The sequence below is a fragment of the Pseudoalteromonas simplex genome (assembly GCF_015278155.1).
Taxonomy (GTDB): Bacteria; Pseudomonadota; Gammaproteobacteria; order Enterobacterales; family Alteromonadaceae; genus Pseudoalteromonas; species Pseudoalteromonas simplex.
This window is the reverse complement of sequence record NZ_JADILN010000004.1, coordinates 127,008-143,264: the sequence shown is the minus strand read 5'-3', so window position 1 is coordinate 143,264 and position 16,257 is coordinate 127,008. Positions and strand designations below refer to the sequence as shown.

At 42.2% G+C, this 16,257-nt stretch carries 18 protein-coding genes; 9 read left to right on the top strand and 9 right to left on the bottom strand.

The window, feature by feature from the left end; translation table 11 throughout:
- The first annotated feature begins 13 nt into the window (after window positions 1–13).
- The 6 genes from murC to lpxC all read left to right on the top strand — a co-directional run bounded on the left by murC (window position 14) and on the right by lpxC (window position 6,662).
- The gene (gene murC / locus IRQ78_RS09975; protein WP_228482592.1) at window positions 14–1,450 is read left to right on the top strand and encodes a UDP-N-acetylmuramate--L-alanine ligase; all 1,437 of its coding nucleotides are present in this window, start codon (window positions 14–16) and stop codon (window positions 1,448–1,450) included.
- On the top strand, window positions 1,447–2,367 hold the full coding sequence (locus tag IRQ78_RS09970; protein ID WP_194441987.1) for a D-alanine--D-alanine ligase: 921 nt from the start codon (window positions 1,447–1,449) through the stop codon (window positions 2,365–2,367). The genes murC and IRQ78_RS09970 overlap by 4 nt, the downstream gene beginning before the upstream one ends.
- Window position 2,368: 1 nt before the next feature.
- A complete protein-coding gene (locus tag IRQ78_RS09965; RefSeq protein WP_194441986.1) occupies window positions 2,369–3,148 on the top strand; it encodes a cell division protein FtsQ/DivIB in 780 nt (259 codons plus the stop codon).
- Entirely contained in the window at window positions 3,145–4,377 is a 1,233-nt protein-coding gene (gene ftsA / locus IRQ78_RS09960) for a cell division protein FtsA (protein WP_054552726.1), read from the top strand. The genes IRQ78_RS09965 and ftsA overlap by 4 nt, the downstream gene beginning before the upstream one ends.
- A gap of 21 nt (window positions 4,378–4,398) precedes the next feature.
- Window positions 4,399–5,646, top strand: a complete 1,248-nt coding sequence (ftsZ, locus tag IRQ78_RS09955) for a cell division protein FtsZ (protein WP_054552725.1) — start codon at window positions 4,399–4,401, stop codon at window positions 5,644–5,646.
- Window positions 5,647–5,750: 104 nt separating this feature from the next.
- Window positions 5,751–6,662 (top strand): UDP-3-O-acyl-N-acetylglucosamine deacetylase, encoded by a 912-nt coding sequence (lpxC, locus tag IRQ78_RS09950; protein WP_194441983.1) that lies wholly within the window; start codon window positions 5,751–5,753, stop codon window positions 6,660–6,662.
- 71 nt (window positions 6,663–6,733) lie between these two features.
- Here the strand turns inward: lpxC and yjjG are convergent, their stop codons facing one another.
- The 3 genes from yjjG to IRQ78_RS09935 are packed head-to-tail and all read right to left on the bottom strand — an operon-like array spanning window position 6,734 to window position 8,908.
- Window positions 6,734–7,408, bottom strand: a complete 675-nt coding sequence (gene yjjG, locus IRQ78_RS09945; protein ID WP_138598844.1) for a pyrimidine 5'-nucleotidase — start codon at window positions 7,406–7,408, stop codon at window positions 6,734–6,736.
- Between the two features lie 11 nt (window positions 7,409–7,419).
- On the bottom strand, window positions 7,420–7,959 hold the full coding sequence (yjjX, locus tag IRQ78_RS09940) for an inosine/xanthosine triphosphatase (protein ID WP_138598845.1): 540 nt from the start codon (window positions 7,957–7,959) through the stop codon (window positions 7,420–7,422).
- A gap of 49 nt (window positions 7,960–8,008) precedes the next feature.
- Complete coding sequence (locus tag IRQ78_RS09935) at window positions 8,009–8,908, bottom strand: phosphoribulokinase (RefSeq protein WP_054552722.1); 900 nt, start codon at window positions 8,906–8,908, stop codon at window positions 8,009–8,011.
- 230 nt (window positions 8,909–9,138) lie between these two features.
- On the opposite strand from IRQ78_RS09935, the gene IRQ78_RS09930 reads away from it, so the two are divergent.
- Window positions 9,139–10,008: a hypothetical protein gene (locus IRQ78_RS09930; protein WP_194441981.1), complete on the top strand. Its 870-nt coding sequence runs from the start codon at window positions 9,139–9,141 to the stop codon at window positions 10,006–10,008.
- A gap of 1 nt (window position 10,009) precedes the next feature.
- Complete coding sequence (locus IRQ78_RS20745) at window positions 10,010–10,138, top strand: hypothetical protein (RefSeq protein ID WP_267237899.1); 129 nt, start codon at window positions 10,010–10,012, stop codon at window positions 10,136–10,138.
- 39 nt (window positions 10,139–10,177) lie between these two features.
- Here IRQ78_RS20745 and IRQ78_RS09925 read toward each other — a convergent pair whose 3' ends face one another.
- From IRQ78_RS09925 to IRQ78_RS09900, 6 genes are all read right to left on the bottom strand, one after another.
- Window positions 10,178–12,748, bottom strand: coding sequence for a M1 family metallopeptidase (locus tag IRQ78_RS09925; protein WP_194441979.1), 2,571 nt, complete (start codon window positions 12,746–12,748; stop codon window positions 10,178–10,180).
- A 112-nt stretch (window positions 12,749–12,860) separates the two neighbouring features.
- Window positions 12,861–13,538, bottom strand: a complete 678-nt coding sequence (locus tag IRQ78_RS09920; RefSeq protein WP_166338872.1) for a site-specific integrase — start codon at window positions 13,536–13,538, stop codon at window positions 12,861–12,863.
- Between the two features lie 115 nt (window positions 13,539–13,653).
- Window positions 13,654–14,004 carry a DUF2750 domain-containing protein gene (locus tag IRQ78_RS09915; RefSeq protein ID WP_054552718.1) on the bottom strand — a complete coding sequence of 117 codons (351 nt, stop codon included), beginning with the start codon at window positions 14,002–14,004 and terminating at the stop codon, window positions 13,654–13,656.
- A 17-nt stretch (window positions 14,005–14,021) separates the two neighbouring features.
- Window positions 14,022–14,600, bottom strand: coding sequence for a glutathione S-transferase family protein (locus IRQ78_RS09910; RefSeq protein ID WP_194441977.1), 579 nt, complete (start codon window positions 14,598–14,600; stop codon window positions 14,022–14,024).
- Window positions 14,601–14,660: 60 nt separating this feature from the next.
- A complete protein-coding gene (locus tag IRQ78_RS09905) occupies window positions 14,661–14,942 on the bottom strand; it encodes a peptidylprolyl isomerase (RefSeq protein WP_054552716.1) in 282 nt (93 codons plus the stop codon).
- Between the two features lie 73 nt (window positions 14,943–15,015).
- The gene (locus tag IRQ78_RS09900; protein WP_194441975.1) at window positions 15,016–15,591 is read right to left on the bottom strand and encodes a glutathione peroxidase; all 576 of its coding nucleotides are present in this window, start codon (window positions 15,589–15,591) and stop codon (window positions 15,016–15,018) included.
- Window positions 15,592–15,666: 75 nt separating this feature from the next.
- Between IRQ78_RS09900 and IRQ78_RS09895 the strand changes: the two genes are divergently transcribed.
- The gene (locus IRQ78_RS09895; protein ID WP_054552714.1) at window positions 15,667–16,158 is read left to right on the top strand and encodes a GNAT family N-acetyltransferase; all 492 of its coding nucleotides are present in this window, start codon (window positions 15,667–15,669) and stop codon (window positions 16,156–16,158) included.
- The last annotated feature ends 99 nt before the right edge of the window (window positions 16,159–16,257 follow it).

Here is a 16,257-nt window from a genome sequence, read left to right as displayed (position 1 = left end):
GAAAGAAAGCACGATGAAAGAAAACAACACTCGTCCTGCGATGCGTCGTATAGACACCATCCACTTTGTGGGTATTGGTGGCGCAGGCATGGGTGGTATTGCCGAAGTACTTGCTTTTGAAGGCTACCGCATCACAGGTTCAGACATTGCGCACAGTGCGATGACTGAGCGCTTAATACAAGTGGGTGCAGAAGTATTTATTGGTCATGATGAGAACAATGTAAAAGATGCCAGCGTTGTCGTGGTATCAAGTGCGATTAACGAGCAAAATCCTGAGATTAAAGCAGCAAAAGCGGCACGTATTCCAATTGTTCGCCGCGCCGAAATGTTGGCAGAATTAATGCGCTTTCGTCACGGTATTGCTGTAGCGGGCACTCATGGTAAAACAACAACAACCAGTTTAATAGCAAGTATTTATGCACAAGCGGGCCTTGATCCAACCTTTATTATTGGTGGCTTGTTAAACAGCGCTGGAAGTAATGCCAAGGTCGGTAAAAGCGACTTTTTAATTGCAGAAGCTGATGAGAGTGATGCGTCATTCTTACACTTACAGCCTATGGTGTCGGTGATCACGAATATTGAAGAAGATCACATGGATACATACGGCGGTAGCTTAGAAAAAATGAAAGACACGTATGTTGATTTCATTCATAACTTACCGTTTTATGGTTTAGCTGTTGTGTGTATTGATTCTGAGGTTGCAGCGGAGTTGATCCCTCGCTTTGGACGCCCTGTGATTACCTATGGTGAGTCGGCAGAAGCTGATTACCGCATGGTTGATTTTAGCCAAACAGCGAATACTTGTTCATTTAATGTTGTAAATAAGCAAGGTGAAAGCCTAGCCGTTACGCTTAATATGCCGGGTAAGCACAATGCGCTTAACGCGACTGCTGCGATTGCGGTCGCTAAAGATCAAAACATCGCTAACCATGCAATTTTAGAAGCGCTGACAAAATTTGAAGGCGTAGGCCGTCGTTTTCAGCATTATGGAAGCTTTGAGAATGAACGCGGTAATGTGATGTTAGTTGATGATTATGGTCATCACCCATCAGAAGTTGCTGCGACAATTGCGGCGGTTCGTGAAGGGTGGCCAGATAAACGTTTAGTGATGGTGTATCAGCCGCACCGTTATAGTCGAACCCGTGACCTATACGAAGATTTTGTTAAAGTACTGGCAGATGTTGATCAGCTATTACTACTTGATGTGTACTCAGCGGGCGAAGAGCCAATAGTGGGTGCCGACAGCAAGAGTTTATGTCGTAGTTTACGCCAGCGTGGTAAAGAGCCATTACATGTTGCCAACAGCTCCGAGCTTGCTGGTGTTCTTGCCAGTACACTGCAAGATAATGATTTAGTTTTAACACAAGGCGCTGGTAACATTGGCCAGTTAGTGAAAAAGTTAGCAGCAACCGAGTTGTCTATTGAACAACTAAAGCAGGTAAACGTATGAGCCAGTTAAGTGACAAATTTGGCAGAGTAGCGGTACTTTTTGGTGGTACATCTGCCGAACGAGAAGTCTCTCTAAAATCAGGCCAAGCTGTATTGAATGCTTTGCAAAGTGCTGGCGTTGATGCCATTGCTTTTGATCCGAAAGATCAGCCGCTATGGCAATTAAAAGAGCTAAACATTGAACGTGTGTTTATTGCTCTGCATGGTCGTGGTGGCGAAGATGGCACTATTCAAGGTGCACTTGAATTTATGGGGATCCCATATACTGGCAGTGACGTTTTAGGTTCTGCGCTTGCGATGGATAAAGTGCGTTGTAAGCACTTATTTAAAGCAATGGGGCTAAGCACAGCGCCCTACACTGTTGTTGATAGCCGCCATGAGTTTGATAGCCAAGCGATTATTAATGAATTTGGTAAAGTGATGGTAAAACCGTCACATGAAGGTTCAAGCATTGGTATGGCACAAGCAAACAGCGCAGAGCAACTCGATGCGGCGCTTAACGCTGCATTTAAGTTTGATAGCCAAGTGCTGGTAGAGCAGTGGATCACTGGCCGTGAATTTACTGTTGCTGTACTTGGGCAAGATGTTCAGCCTGTCATTGAGATGACGACGCCAAATGGTTTTTATGACTATCAAGCTAAGTATCAATCGAATACAACTCAGTATCATTGCCCTGCAGATATATCTGCGCAAGAAACTGAATTGTTGCAAGATATGGCATTAAAAGCATTTGATTTAGTGGGTGCAAGTGGTTGGGGGCGTGTTGATGCGATGCGTGATCAGCAAGGTAACTTTTACTTATTAGAAGTAAATACGGTACCAGGCATGACAGAAAAGTCTTTAGTGCCCATGGCAGCGAAAGCGAATGGTGCAAGCTTTGAGCAATTAGTTGTTCGCATTTTGGAGCAAACCCTTTAATATGCATCCTTTTTTAGAAAAAGCGCAACAATTAAAACAGCAACTAAATTGGTCGTTGATTTTTGGTGTGAGCTTTTTTCTAGTCGTGATTTTTTCATTAGTAAAAATCACGACAGGCGTCTCAAATTGGTTGGTAGAAAACAAAGACGCACAAATAAAGCATTTATCAGTACTTGGACAGCCCCAATATACTGATGAAAAAGCAATTATTGGTGCAATAAAAAAAGCCGACTTATCGAGTTTTTTTGAATTAGACGTAAAACATGTGCAACGCTTAGTACAAAGCTTGCCGTGGGTGGCAACGGCATCGGTCAGAAAGCAATGGCCAGATACCCTGCAAGTATATGTTGTTGAACATCAAGCTGTAGCTCATTGGAACAGTGATATGCTGTTAAACCAAGCAGGCGAAGTGTTCCAAGCAAGTAGTGATAAATTACCTACAAGCTTGCCACAGCTATATGGCCCAGAAGGCAGTGAGATTGAGGCGTGGACAGCATTTAGTCAATTTCAAGAAATGCTCAAAGTGAATAACTTAGAGCTGACTAGTTTAGCGCTTTCTGAGCGCTTTTCGTGGCAGTTATGGCTTGATAACGGCATTCGCCTGAACTTAGGCCGCAAAGAAAAAGCAAAGCGTGTACAGCGTTTTATTGACGTGTATCCGCGCATGGAACAACGTGCAGATGCACAAATCGATGTTGTTGATTTACGGTATGATACCGGTCTTGCAGTGAGCTGGAAGCCAGTGCAAGAAGAACAATTAGAAAATAAGAGTAAGGCATGACCAAGTCAGCAGAAAGAAACCTAGTGATTGGATTAGACGTTGGCACATCGAAAGTTGTGGCCACCGTTGGTGAAATCACCGCAGATAACAAACTAAGCATTGTGGGTGTTGGCAGCCAAGTATCGCATGGTATGGATAAAGGCGGCGTTAACGACCTTAACCTTGTTTCTGAATCGATTCGTCGAGCTATAGATGAAGCTGAGCTAATGGCTGATTGCCGTATTAGCTCTGTTTATTTAGGGATTTCTGGAAAACATATCCAGTGCCAAAATGAAAGCGGTGTAGTGGCAATTAACAACACGGAAGTGACAGACGAAGATATTGAAAATGTCATCCACATTGCGCGTTCAGTGCCTATTTCGGCAGAACGAAAAATGCTCCATGCATTGCCACAAGAGTACAGCATCGATATGCAAGAAGGGATTAAAAACCCACTTGGCATGAGCGGTGTACGTATGGAAGCTCGCGCGCACATCATTACTTGCTCAAACGATATGGCAAAGAATATCGAGAAATGTGTTGAGCGTTGTGGCCTTGAAGTCGATCAGTTGATCTTCACGGCACTGGCATCATGTTACTCAGTACTTACAGATGACGAAAAAGAACTGGGTGTAGCCGTGTTAGATATTGGTGGCGGTACCATGGATATCACCATTTATATTAATGGTGCGCTTCGCCACTCAGCCGTTATTCCTGTAGCCGGTAACCAAGTGACTGGTGATATTGCAAAAATATTTAGAACGCCTATATCACATGCCGAGTCACTCAAAGTACAATATGCGTGTGCGAGTAGCCAAATGGCAAGCAACGAAGACACTATTGAAGTACCGAGTGTGGGTGGCCGACCAGCGCGTATTATGTCGCGCCATACCTTAGCTGAGGTTGTTGAGCCACGTTTTAGAGAATTATTCGAGTTGGCGATGGAAGAAATCCGCCGCTCAGGTTTTGAAGACCAAATTGCTGCAGGTCTCGTCATTACTGGCGGAACAGCAAAAATGACGGGTGCAATGGAAGTGGCAGAAGACATTTTCCAAATGCCGGTCAGAATTGGCAAACCAATCGGGATTGTTGGTTTGACAGATTATGTAGATGATCCTTCGTACGCGACCGCGGTTGGTTTGTTACAATACGGCCGTACAATGCAATCGATGAATGCACAAAAGTCGAAAGCAGAAGGTGATAATAATTGGTGGAACCGTATTACTAAATGGTTCCAAGGTGAGTTTTAAGACTCAAGTCGGAGAGTAAACATGTTTGATATGATGGAACAGCACAGCGAAGAAGCTGTCATTAAAGTAATTGGCGTGGGCGGTGGCGGCGGTAACGCTGTTGAGCACATGGTAAAACAACAAATTGAAGGTGTACGTTTCATTGCTGCGAATACGGATGCACAAGCATTACGTAATTCATCTGCTGATGTAACAGTGCAGCTAGGTACACAAATCACCTCTGGTCTAGGTGCAGGTGCTAACCCTGAAGTGGGTCGTAACTCTGCTGAAGAAGACGCTGAGACTATCCGTGCCAGCTTAGAAGGTGCTGACATGGTATTTATCGCAGCTGGTATGGGCGGTGGTACAGGTACAGGTGCTGCGCCAGTGGTTGCTAAAATTGCTAAAGAGTTAGGCATTTTAACGGTTGCTGTTGTAACGCGCCCGTTTGACTTTGAAGGTAAAAAGCGTGCTGCAGCTGCTGAACAAGGCATTAATGAATTGTCAGAAACTGTAGACTCACTTATTACAATTCCGAACAATAAATTGCTTAAAGTTTTAGGCAAAGGCACTACACTATTAGATGCCTTCGCAAAAGCGAATGACGTGTTATTTGGTGCGGTACAAGGTATTGCAGAACTAATCACACGTTCTGGTCTAATCAACGTGGATTTCGCCGACGTACGTACAGTTATGTCAGCGATGGGTACTGCGATGATGGGCACAGCATCTGCGTCTGGCCCTGACCGTGCGCAAGAAGCTGCAGAAGCGGCTATCTCAAGCCCGCTACTTGAAGATGTCGATTTAACAGGTGCTAAAGGTATCCTAGTTAATATCACGGCAGGTATGGATATCGCGATTGAAGAATTTGAAATTGTTGGTAACCACGTTAAAGCACTTGCGTCAGAAAACGCAACAGTGGTTGTGGGTGCGGTAATTGACCCTGAAATGAGCGACGAGTTACGTGTAACGGTTGTTGCAACAGGTTTAGGCGGCGATCGTCGTCCACAGTTTGGTATTGTTGATAATGGCTTTAAGAAAGCATCAGGTTCTGATGTACAAAGCTCAATGAACCAAACAACTAGCAGCATGTATGTACCAAGCTTTGCAAGTCAAGGCAGCGGTGATGATGTAAGCATGTCATCTGCGTCTGAAAAGCAAGAGCCAGTACAACAAAGTACAACGAGCAGCTCAGTATCTAGCAGCACTGAGAGCAGCAAAAAGTCTGATAAATCAGAGGGTGGCGATTACTTCGACATTCCAGCTTTCCTAAGAAAGCAAGCTGACTAAGACAGTTTTTGTTGGTAATTTTGTTCGATAAATAAACAAATTGGCAGTTGAATGTATTTATGATACAATTCGCCGTCTAACTGTAACTATAAGTGAGCGAACCTATGATTAAACAGCGTACGATTGCAGAAGTAGTCAAAGCCATAGGAATTGGACTTCATAAAGGTGAGAAGGTCACTATTACTCTCCGACCTGCGAGCGCAAATACTGGGATAGTATTTCGTCGCGTAGACCTTGATCCGGTTGTTGATTTTGAAACAACACCAGAAGCCGTTGGTGATACGCAACTGTGTACCTGTTTGACAAACAAAGATGGTGTTCGTTTATCAACGACTGAGCACCTTATTGCGGCGGTAGCGGCAATGGGTATTGATAATCTAATTGTTGAATTAGACAGCTCAGAAGTACCAATCATGGATGGTAGTGCATTACCATTCATCTATTTGTTACAGAAAGGCGGCATTAAAGAAGTAAATGCAGCTAAGCGCTTTATTCGTATTAAAGAAAAAGTACGTATTGAAGAAGGCGATAAATGGGCTGAGATCGAACCATACGATGGTTTCCACATCGATTTTGAAATTGCGTTTGATCACCCAGCAATCAATGAAAGCCGCCAACGTATCGGTTTAGATATCACGGCACAAAGCTTCACTGAAGAAATCAGCCGCGCACGTACTTTCGGCTTTATGAAAGATATCGAGTATATGCACGCTAACAACCTAGCATTAGGTGGTAGCATGGATAACGCAGTTGTATTGGATGAGTTTAAAGTACTAAATCCAAACGGCTTGCGTGATAGCGATGAGTTTGTTAAACACAAGATCTTAGACTGTGTGGGCGATATGTTTATGACTGGCCACAACATTCTAGGTAAAATCACGGCTTATAAATCAGGCCATGATTTAAACAATAAACTACTTCGTAAAATTATGGCGACTGAGTCAGCATGGGAATGGGCAACATTCGATACCCCAGTGACTATGCCAGCACCAGGCTTAGAAGTAGCGACAGCTTAATCGCAAGCATATTACAGTTATAAAAAATGACGCTTTAAGCGTCATTTTTTTTGCCAAACTATTATCAAGAATTATAAGCCTAGAATAGCCTCAAGCTCGACCAACTGATTGATTTGATAAGTTGGTTTAATATCCTCAGGTAGCTCAACTCCAGGGTGTTGTAACCAACATGTGTCGATACCAACATTGTGACCACCTAAAATATCACTAGCAGCGGTATCGCCTACCATTAAAATCTGCTCTTTTGGCGGATTGCCCATTAATTGGAATGTGTGCTGAAAAATCTCAGGGGCAGGCTTTGCTTTACCGACTAACTCTGAAATAACCAGCCAATCGAACATATCCTGTAACCCAGTGTGCTCTAGGCGTTTTTGTTGTAACTTAGCAAACCCATTGGTAATAATGCCTAGCTTGGCGTGTGGTTTTAACTTTGTAAGCAAGTCAACCGCACCAGGTAGCGGCACACAAATAGAGGCCATAGCGTCTAAGAAGCCATCGTTAAGCTCTTTTGCTGGTACATCGAGTTTATTTGCCCACTCGGTAAAACGAGTTATCTGTAGTTCACTGGCGGTAATTTCGTGCTTTTGATAAGCAACCCAAAGCGGCTTATTGGTGGCTTGGTAATGATGATAATCTGACTCAGTAAATTCTACGCCGTAATGTGCAAACATCACTTTTAAACCTTCGAATGCATTAAAACTAAATAGCGTTTCATCTGCATCGAATAATACGTGGCTATACTTCATGGTTATCCTAATTACTGGTTGAATAGGGTAGGGTGTGAAAATGGCGCCATGGCCAATGTCAGCGCTTGTACATAAGTACTTTCGCGCGTGGCAAGATGATTGGTTAATAAGCCAATAGCACCACCTTGTTGTTTGATATTAACGGTATTGAATGCCTCATCCATGACATCACCTAGTTCTTTACCAGCTAGCAAGGCATCGTAAAAAGGTTGCGGTAACGGTAGGTTGCTACTGCGACCCACGCTAAATTGCTGCTTGTTTGCAATCACTACAAAGGCAAAGGTTGCAGCGCCATAACTAAATTGTTCTGCGCCACCTTCCATTGCTGTATAAAAATCGGCGTCAAAGTGATCTTGGCAATACTTAACGCGATTTTCAGCGCCGATACGGGTTTCATCTTCACCTAGTGGCTGATCAGGTACGCCAGAAGGTGCATCTTCACCTTTGCACTCAATGGTATGATGTGGGAAATAAAGACTAAAGACATGTTTAGCCGCGTTAATTTTAACGGGGTTCTTTGAACCAACAATAACACGTAATGTTTGTTTCAAGGCGACGACTCCATTGTTTTCACCAGAGTCAGCAGTGTACCCGAGTGAGTTAAATCGGCAAGTCAACCGGGGCTAAATTTTCAAGGGCGCGTTTTTTCAAAATAATATCTTTGATCAACGGGGTTAGCACAAGCTCCATTGCTAAGCCCATTTTGCCTCCAGGTACCACAAGCGTATTGATACGAGACATAAAGCTGCCTTCAATCATGCTCAAATAGTACGGAAAATCGACGTCATCTATGCCACGAAAACGAATCACAACAAAGCTTTCGTCTAAAGAAGGAATATCTTTTGCGCTGAATGGGTTTGAGGTATCAACCGTCGGCACTCGCTGGAAGTTGATATGAGTACGTGAAAACTGCGGGGTAATGTGGTTAATGTAGTCATCCATTGAACGCACAATAGAGCCCATTACCGCTTCTCGCGAATGGCCTCGTTCAGAAGTGTCGCGAATGAGTTTTTGGATCCACTCAAGGTTGATAATTGGCACCATGCCAATCAATAAATCGACATGCTTAGCAACATCATGATTCTCATCGACAGCACCACCATGAAGACCTTCATAGAATAAGATATCAGTATTTGATTCTAAATCTTGCCAAGGGGTAAAAGTTCCTGGAAGTTGGTTATAAGGCACCGCTTCGTCGAAAGTATGTAAGTAACGTCTGATTTTACCTTGGCCGGTTTCGCCATATTGGTAAAAAAGCTCTTCAAGGGCACCAAAATCATTAGCTTCTCGGCCAAAGTAGCTAATGTGCTTACCTTCTTGTTGTGCTTCACGGATTTTTTTATCCATTTCAGGGCGAGTATAACGATGAAAGCTATCGCCTTCGATGAAGGCAGCATCAATGCTTAAGCTTCTAAAAATGTGCTTAATTGCATTGGTGGTTGTGGTAGTTCCCGCCCCAGATGAACCGGTAATAGCGATGATAGGGTGTTTAGCTGACATAATTATTCTCGTTATTGTTGATACCAGTCGGCTTAAAAATTTAACCATTCTAGTGTGTTAAATGGTCAGTGGCATAACTCGATTGGTATTATCGTGCATAAAATCAATCAGTAGAAACCGATAAAAAACGAACACGTCCTAGTTATAAAGGTCGAGCATGGTAAGGTCAAGTGACTGGCGGATTAATTAACGCTATCATGGGTTGATAAAAATTAAAACGAGAGAACAACATGAAATTGATTTCGTCTTTACTTTTCGTCGCAGCAGGGACATTGTTTACCAGTCACGCACATGCAGCGATGCCTAAAAGCGAAATATTACTTGCCGATTTAGACACCCCATATGGTATGCAGGTGTCGCGAGTAACCGATGATAAAACGTATAATAATCAACCATTTTTAGTTGATACTGGGCTTTACTACACCCATGAAGTTGTTGGCGAAAATGGCCAGTCACAAACCGATATTGCGTTTTATGACTTTGCATCTAAGAGCAGCGTGAATATCACCAACACTCCTGTCAGTGAATACTCGCCAACGCTAATGCCAAATCAGCAAGCCTTGTCGGCAATCGTGGTCGAAGCAGATGGTAAGCAAAAGTTATGGCAGTACCCACTAGCAGAAGAGCCTGCCGCGAGCCGAATTTTTGAATGGATTGAGCCGGTTGGCTACCATGCGTGGGGCGCTGATGAAGACCTCATCATGTTTATCTTAGGTGAGCCGCATACATTGCAATACACTCGTGTTGCAGCTGCTAGACCGCGTGTCATTGCCGGTGATATTGGCCGTACTTTAATTTTTGATAAACACACAAACAGTTATTTATTTAGTTATAACAAAAACAACCAACATTGGGTTGCACGCTTTGCGCCGCAAACTGAGGAAGTTAGTGATTTATTTAGATTACCTGAGTCGGTGCAAGACTTTACTTTAATTGACAAAGACACTGTGGCCTATGCGGTTAATAACCGAGTTCACAAGCGCAGTTTGACTGAGCCTGAAGTGGTATCACAGTGGCTTGATTTAAGACGCTTTTGTGAAGGTTCAATCTCACGGTTAAATTACAAACAGAGCAAACTGGCATTTGTATGTAATAAGTGAAATGACCCGTTTTCCGACTCGCGTTTATAAAAGTGTACAGCCCATTCATTATGGTATTGCATTTAAAGTCACCTCACCTGAAGCTGCAGAGCAATTTATAACTAAGTTAACTGCTATTTTAGCGCAATAAAAAAGGACCACATTGTGGCCCTTTTTGCATTTGCTTTAATTAGCGCTTAAGGAAGCTATTCACCGAGTTTAACTCACGGTTTTTCAGTGCAATACAATCATTAATGCTTTCTTCAAGCTTACTAAGAGAACGTGCATAACCTGGTACTTCAGTGATTTTATCGTTGAAGAAGGTTTTGGTTTTCTCTAGGCTTTTCGCATCACAGCTTGCCGTCGTGAAGAACGGTAAGTTTGGTACAAAGAACGGCGGTAAGTTCTTAGTGATGGCATCGTAATTGTTGTAAATCCACTCAATAAACAGTGCTTCACGTTCTTTACCATAGCCTAAACCACCTAATAACGTACGCATATCAGAGGCTGTTACGTTATCTGTTAAGCTGTATTCTAGAACCGCTTTTTGTAACTCAGGTTTACCAAAGTAACCCATCGCTGCCAGCATCTTAGTACGAACTTGTGGATCTTTGGTGGTTTTAAAGGTTTGCTTGTACTTTTCAAGTAACTTTGCATCGCCATGGTAAGCCGCAAGGTTTAAGTAAGTTGAGGCTAAATATGGGTCAACATTTTCAGGGTTGTTTAAGTACAGTGCCGCTTGTGCTTTTGCGGAATCAATGACTTTTTGATCTTGACCATCAAAACCTAAACGGGCAATAACTTGCGCACGTAATTGCGATACCGCCGCGTCTTCACCTGTTTTTGCTGTTAATCCATATTGCTTAGCAGCAGGTGCAATGCTGTTACGGATAAACTCAGGCCATAGGTCACGGTTACTGTCGTCTTCGAATACGCGTTTTTGAGAAGCAAGGTAACCCAATGCTGTGTTTGCTACTAATGGGTGAGCATCACTCACAAAGGCTTCTAACGTTTGCATTAAGTGAGCCGCAGAGATAACACCTGCATCAAGTAATGAATCAACCGCAGAAAGTAGCGCTAAGCGCTCACGTACCGTTAGCTTGTCAGCAGCGTTCTCTAACAGGGCATTAAACTGTGCATCATTTAATACCCAGCGGTAATAACCCATGGCACCTTGATCTGGGTAGATCCACTCAGGTTCAAAGTCGAGAGTCAATTGCTGTGTTTCTTTGTTCAGCAGAACACTTGCAGTTTTAACTTTGTCGCCCGCACCATACTTAATTGCAACCGGAACATTCCAAAGTTGTGCAGGTGCATCAACGCCAGCATTTACAAAGCGGCTTTGGCTGATGTTAATTTTCTTACCATCTTGCGTTACTTTAATAAGTGGGAAAGATGACTGTTCGATAAACGATTTAAGAACACTTGCTACATCTTTATTAGATGCTTCGCCTAGTGCTTGCCATAGATCAGCAGCTTCTGCATTTTTATACGAGAATTTCTTCAAGTAAGCACGAATACCTTGCTGGAATGCCTCTTCGCCAATCCAGTTTTCAACCATAGATAAAACCGCGCTACCTTTACTGTAGGCAAGGCCAAGGCCATCCATGATATCAGCTTCAGTTTTGATTGGTTTACGAATAGGTTTAGTACTTAAACGCGCATCCAGTGCCATTACATGGTTTTGTGGTAAGTCTAAGTGCGACTCAAATTCAGGGTTGATTTGTGCAGTGATTTTCGCTGCCATCCAGCTTGCGAATGCTTCGTTTAACCATAAATCATTCCACCACTTCATAGTCACTAGGTTACCGTACCACTGGTGAGCTAACTCATGGGCAATGATTGATACATTGCGCTCTTTTTTGCTGCGCGTTGCTGTTGCTAGGTCTACTAGTAAAATGTCTTCACGGTAAGTCACTAGGCCTGCGTTTTCCATTGCGCCAAATGGAAACTCTGGCACTGCCACTGAGTCTAGCTTTTTGTATACGTAAGGAATGCCAAAATAATCTTCTAGGGCTTTTAACACACGCGGCATATTTTCTTTTGCGTAATCAGCAAGGTGAATTTTACCTTGTGGAGTCAATACGCGGCCAGGGATTGGCATGCCTTTAATTTCAAGCTCTTCAAACGGGCCAACAGTCATAGCGACTAAGTAAGAAGGAATCGGTGGTGTTTTGTCAAAAAAGTGCGTTGTCATATCGCCATCAACTTTGGTTTTTAAAACCGGTGTATTGGCATACACTTTTTGTGATGTTGGCGCTGTGATAGTTAGCTGAAATGGAATTTTATAACTTGGCTCGTCAAAAACGGGGAATGCACGACGCGCATCGCTCATTTCAAATTGCGTGAAAAGATAAGGTGTGCCTTGATCTAAAGTTTTATATAAACCAACACTTTGGCGGTTATAAGGTGCGGTAAAATCAACTTTTAAAGTGTATTTGCCTGGCTGAATTTTTTCTTCACAAGCGAATTTAACTTTGCCTGTTTTTAGCATTTCAGCACTTAGGTCACAGTTTTCTGCACCTAAAATTTTCGCCATGCTAACTGCATAATCAATACCGTTTAATTCGATATAATTCGTTGCTTCTAGAACCTCTAAAGCAATTTCGGTATGACCAGAAAAATTGTCTTTGGCAGGATCAAGCGTAAGTTCTACTTGTTGTGAGCTAGGCTTGGCAAGCTTTTCGATAACATATTCATTGGCATGGGCAGAGCTAACAGCAAGTGCAACACTTACCGTTAATAGGCTTTTTAAGAACATAAGTATCCCTGATTTTTTGTTGTTAGAAAGGCACCTGCTATGAGGGGCGAATCACCATGCTATCAGGTTTTAATTTGAACAGTAATAAATAGTTAGTAACAAAGTTTGTCAGTTAATTATGGCGGTCAATGAAACGCTGCCAATGCAGTTGCGGGTTTATTTGTCGGACGTTTTGCAGCACGGTATTTAATAATTGCATATCAGCAAAGCGTTGTTCGTTGAAATCTTTAAAACCAAGTAAGTAGTTAAAGGCGTCTTTGCAGTTGGCTTGCAGTGCATGAATTCGCACTTGTTGTTCAAAGTTAAGCCGTAAGCTACTAATTGCGGTTTTCATACCTTGCTGATCAACTGTAGGAATAGCGCATTTTTGCAAATAACCAGCACGTTCACCTTCACCCGAAAACCAAATGCGCACTTTTTCGCTATAGCGACCTGATTTAGCGGGTAAATCAAACATCAGTCGTTGTTGATTTTGACTTGTTAAAAAGTCTAAGTACTGATCAAGCCCAGCATCGAGTAATGCATTATGGATAGGCACATAGCGGGGTTTTATCTTGCCATGCGTATGAAAATCAAAGCAGCGAATGCCATCAAGGGTGACAATATTATCAAGGGTTAAATGGCCAATTTCATCGCTGTAGGCACCAGTATAATAAGCAAATAAAGGCAGCCAAAAGTGCCAATGCTTAGCTTGTTCACGTGCTAAACGCTGATCACCATAAATGTAACCATTATACAGGGTATGTAATTCCATGGCCGAAAAGGGCCTACGACCAAGATGGGACTTCAACCTAATACCTTGATAATAAAGATGTGTTGAAGAGTATACCTGATAAGTATCAAGTTTCCAGCTTAACGACACTGCCATAAATACGGCCGTGTCGTTATAAGCTTAAGGATTGCTATTAATCGCAAAGAGCTTTAGCTAAACCAACCGGTTCGATTTCAACGCATACTTGATCATCGTTCCAGTTTAAACCAACAAGCGCATCATCTTCGTTAAGGTCTTCAACCCACTCATCAAGAAATTCGTCTAGGCCAATTTCAACAGGGGTATAGTCTTGCCACTCATCTTTACATTGTGCTTTTGCAGCGTCTTCAGTACCCCAAAGTAATAACACATCTGTGTCGCTAAATTGGTTTGATTCACAGACAACAAAACCACCATCTTCGGCACCGAGTGCCCACATAGATTCGTTCAAACGAACTTTTTCTACAAAGCTAACTAATTCTGATTCAATTTCGATATCGCTCATTTGCGTAACCCTTATCTTTATTTTCGTGGATCTGTTTGTTGTACTGCCGCTTTATCGGCGAATTTATGATAAAAATCAACTAAGTTATTTAGTTGGCTAAAATCAGTTAATTCGCGGAAGCGGATCCAATCTAGCAAGCAGTATAAACTGATGTTGAGGTATTCACAGCTTTTAAATACTGGCTCCGATAAATGAGTATTTAAATAGGCTAATGTTTCAACAATTCGTTCATTCTGTAAATTAAAAAATAGTTTATCGCTGCTGGTATCAAACCCTGAACGCTGACAAAGTAAAATTTCTACCAGTGAATCATTGCAGGCATTGATAATGGTTAAGTAGTTCTCTTGCTGCCAGCTAAGTAATGGCTGATCCGCTTTTTCGAGCAGATAGCGAATAATAGAGTTGGAATCACATAAGGTAAAATCATGGTCGATTAATACAGGAATTTTTCTGGCAGGGTTATGAGCAATCATGGTTTGTCTGTCTTGCTCAGAGAAAATATCCAAATTAATAAAATCAATAGCTAGGTTATTAAGTGCAGCCCAAATCCGAATACGGCGCACAAAAGGTGAGGTGGTCGAGCCTAAAAGTTTCATTTTGAGATCCTTCGCAAAAAAAAGCCGCTATGAAGCGGCTTTTTGAAATCGATTTGTAAATTAGTCAGTACGGCTTGTTACTTCTAGAAGATGATAACCAAACTGGGTCTGCACTGGGCCTTGTACTTGGTTTATTGGTGCAGAGAAAACGACTTTGTCGAACTCTGGAACCATCATGCCAGGGCCAAACTCACCTAATGCACCACCATCTTGACCTGATGGGCAATTAGAATGAGCACGAGCAAGCTCTGCAAAGTCAGCTCCTTGCTCAATTTGCTGCTTTAAATCCAAACAGTGAGCTTCACTGTCTACGAGAATGTGTCTTGCACTGGCTACTGCCATAACATCTCCCTAATGTGTGTTTTAGTATTAAATCACTAGTTTAGTTCAATATTTACCGAACGAAAAATTAAATTTATTTTGCAATCAGCTCAGCTTCAATTGCATCGCGTAAAGTTTGCGATTGTGGCTTAGTTTTACTATTAAAGCGCTGCACTGTCTTACGATCTGCAGACACTAAATATTTGTAAAAGTTCCAGTTAGGTGAGCTGGTTGCTTCGTTTAAATGTTTGAATATTGGGTTTGCATCGCTACCGCGAACGGCACTGGTAGCCAGCATATTAAAGGTTACGCCATAATTGATGAAACATACTTTTGCAGTGTCTTTTTCATCGTCTTCTTCTTGGAAAAAGTCATCTGATGGAAAACCTAGCACAACTAAGCCTTGGTCTTTATATTCTTTATGAATGGCTTCTAAACCTTCAAACTGGCCGGTAAAACCACAATTACTAGCGGTATTTACAATGAGCAGTGGTTTGTCTTTGAATTCGCAGAAGTTAATTGACTCTTTTGAGCGTAACTTTCTCATTGTAACATTGGTAAAGTCATCACATTGGCTGCTTGCTTTAGCAGTTGGCGTAGCCTCAGTAGTTTGTGCTGCAAGGTTGGTTGTTATTAGACCTGCTGCAAGTAACAAAGCATATTTATACATAGTTATTTCCCGCTAGTTATTTGTGATGAATATACGCTAATATGCAGCAAAGTGATCATTTAATTTCAGCTATTTATGACGATTCGCAAAGCAACACAAAACGATTTAACTGATATAGTCGCGATTTATAACGAGACCATCCCTGGGCGTATGGTTACCGCAGATACCGAAGAGGTGTCGGTGGCAGACAAACAAGCTTGGTTTGATAGCCATACTGAAAAAAGACCTATCTTTGTTTTTGAGCAACAAGGTAAAGTAATTGCTTGGTTAAGTTATAAGTCTTTTTATGGCCGCCCAGCTTACGATGGCACGGTTGAGATTAGTATTTACATCACCCAGCAGGCTCAAGGGCAAGGGCTAGGAAAGCAACTGCTTATATTTTCAGAACAGCATGCAAAAACACTTGATATCAAGGTGTTATTAGCTTTTATATTCAGCCACAACCTACCCAGTATAAAACTGTTTAATCGCTTTGACTACAAGGTTTGGGGAGAGCTTCCAGAAATTGCAATTATGGATGATAAAGCTTATGGCTTGACAATTTTGGGTAAGCACTTGCAACCTTAACCTTTTCAAAAACTAGTAAAAAAATACGGTGTAAATTGTGCGGTAAAAGATTTTTAGACTACGCTAAAAAGGTCAGTTTTTATAGTGAGTCTTATTTAC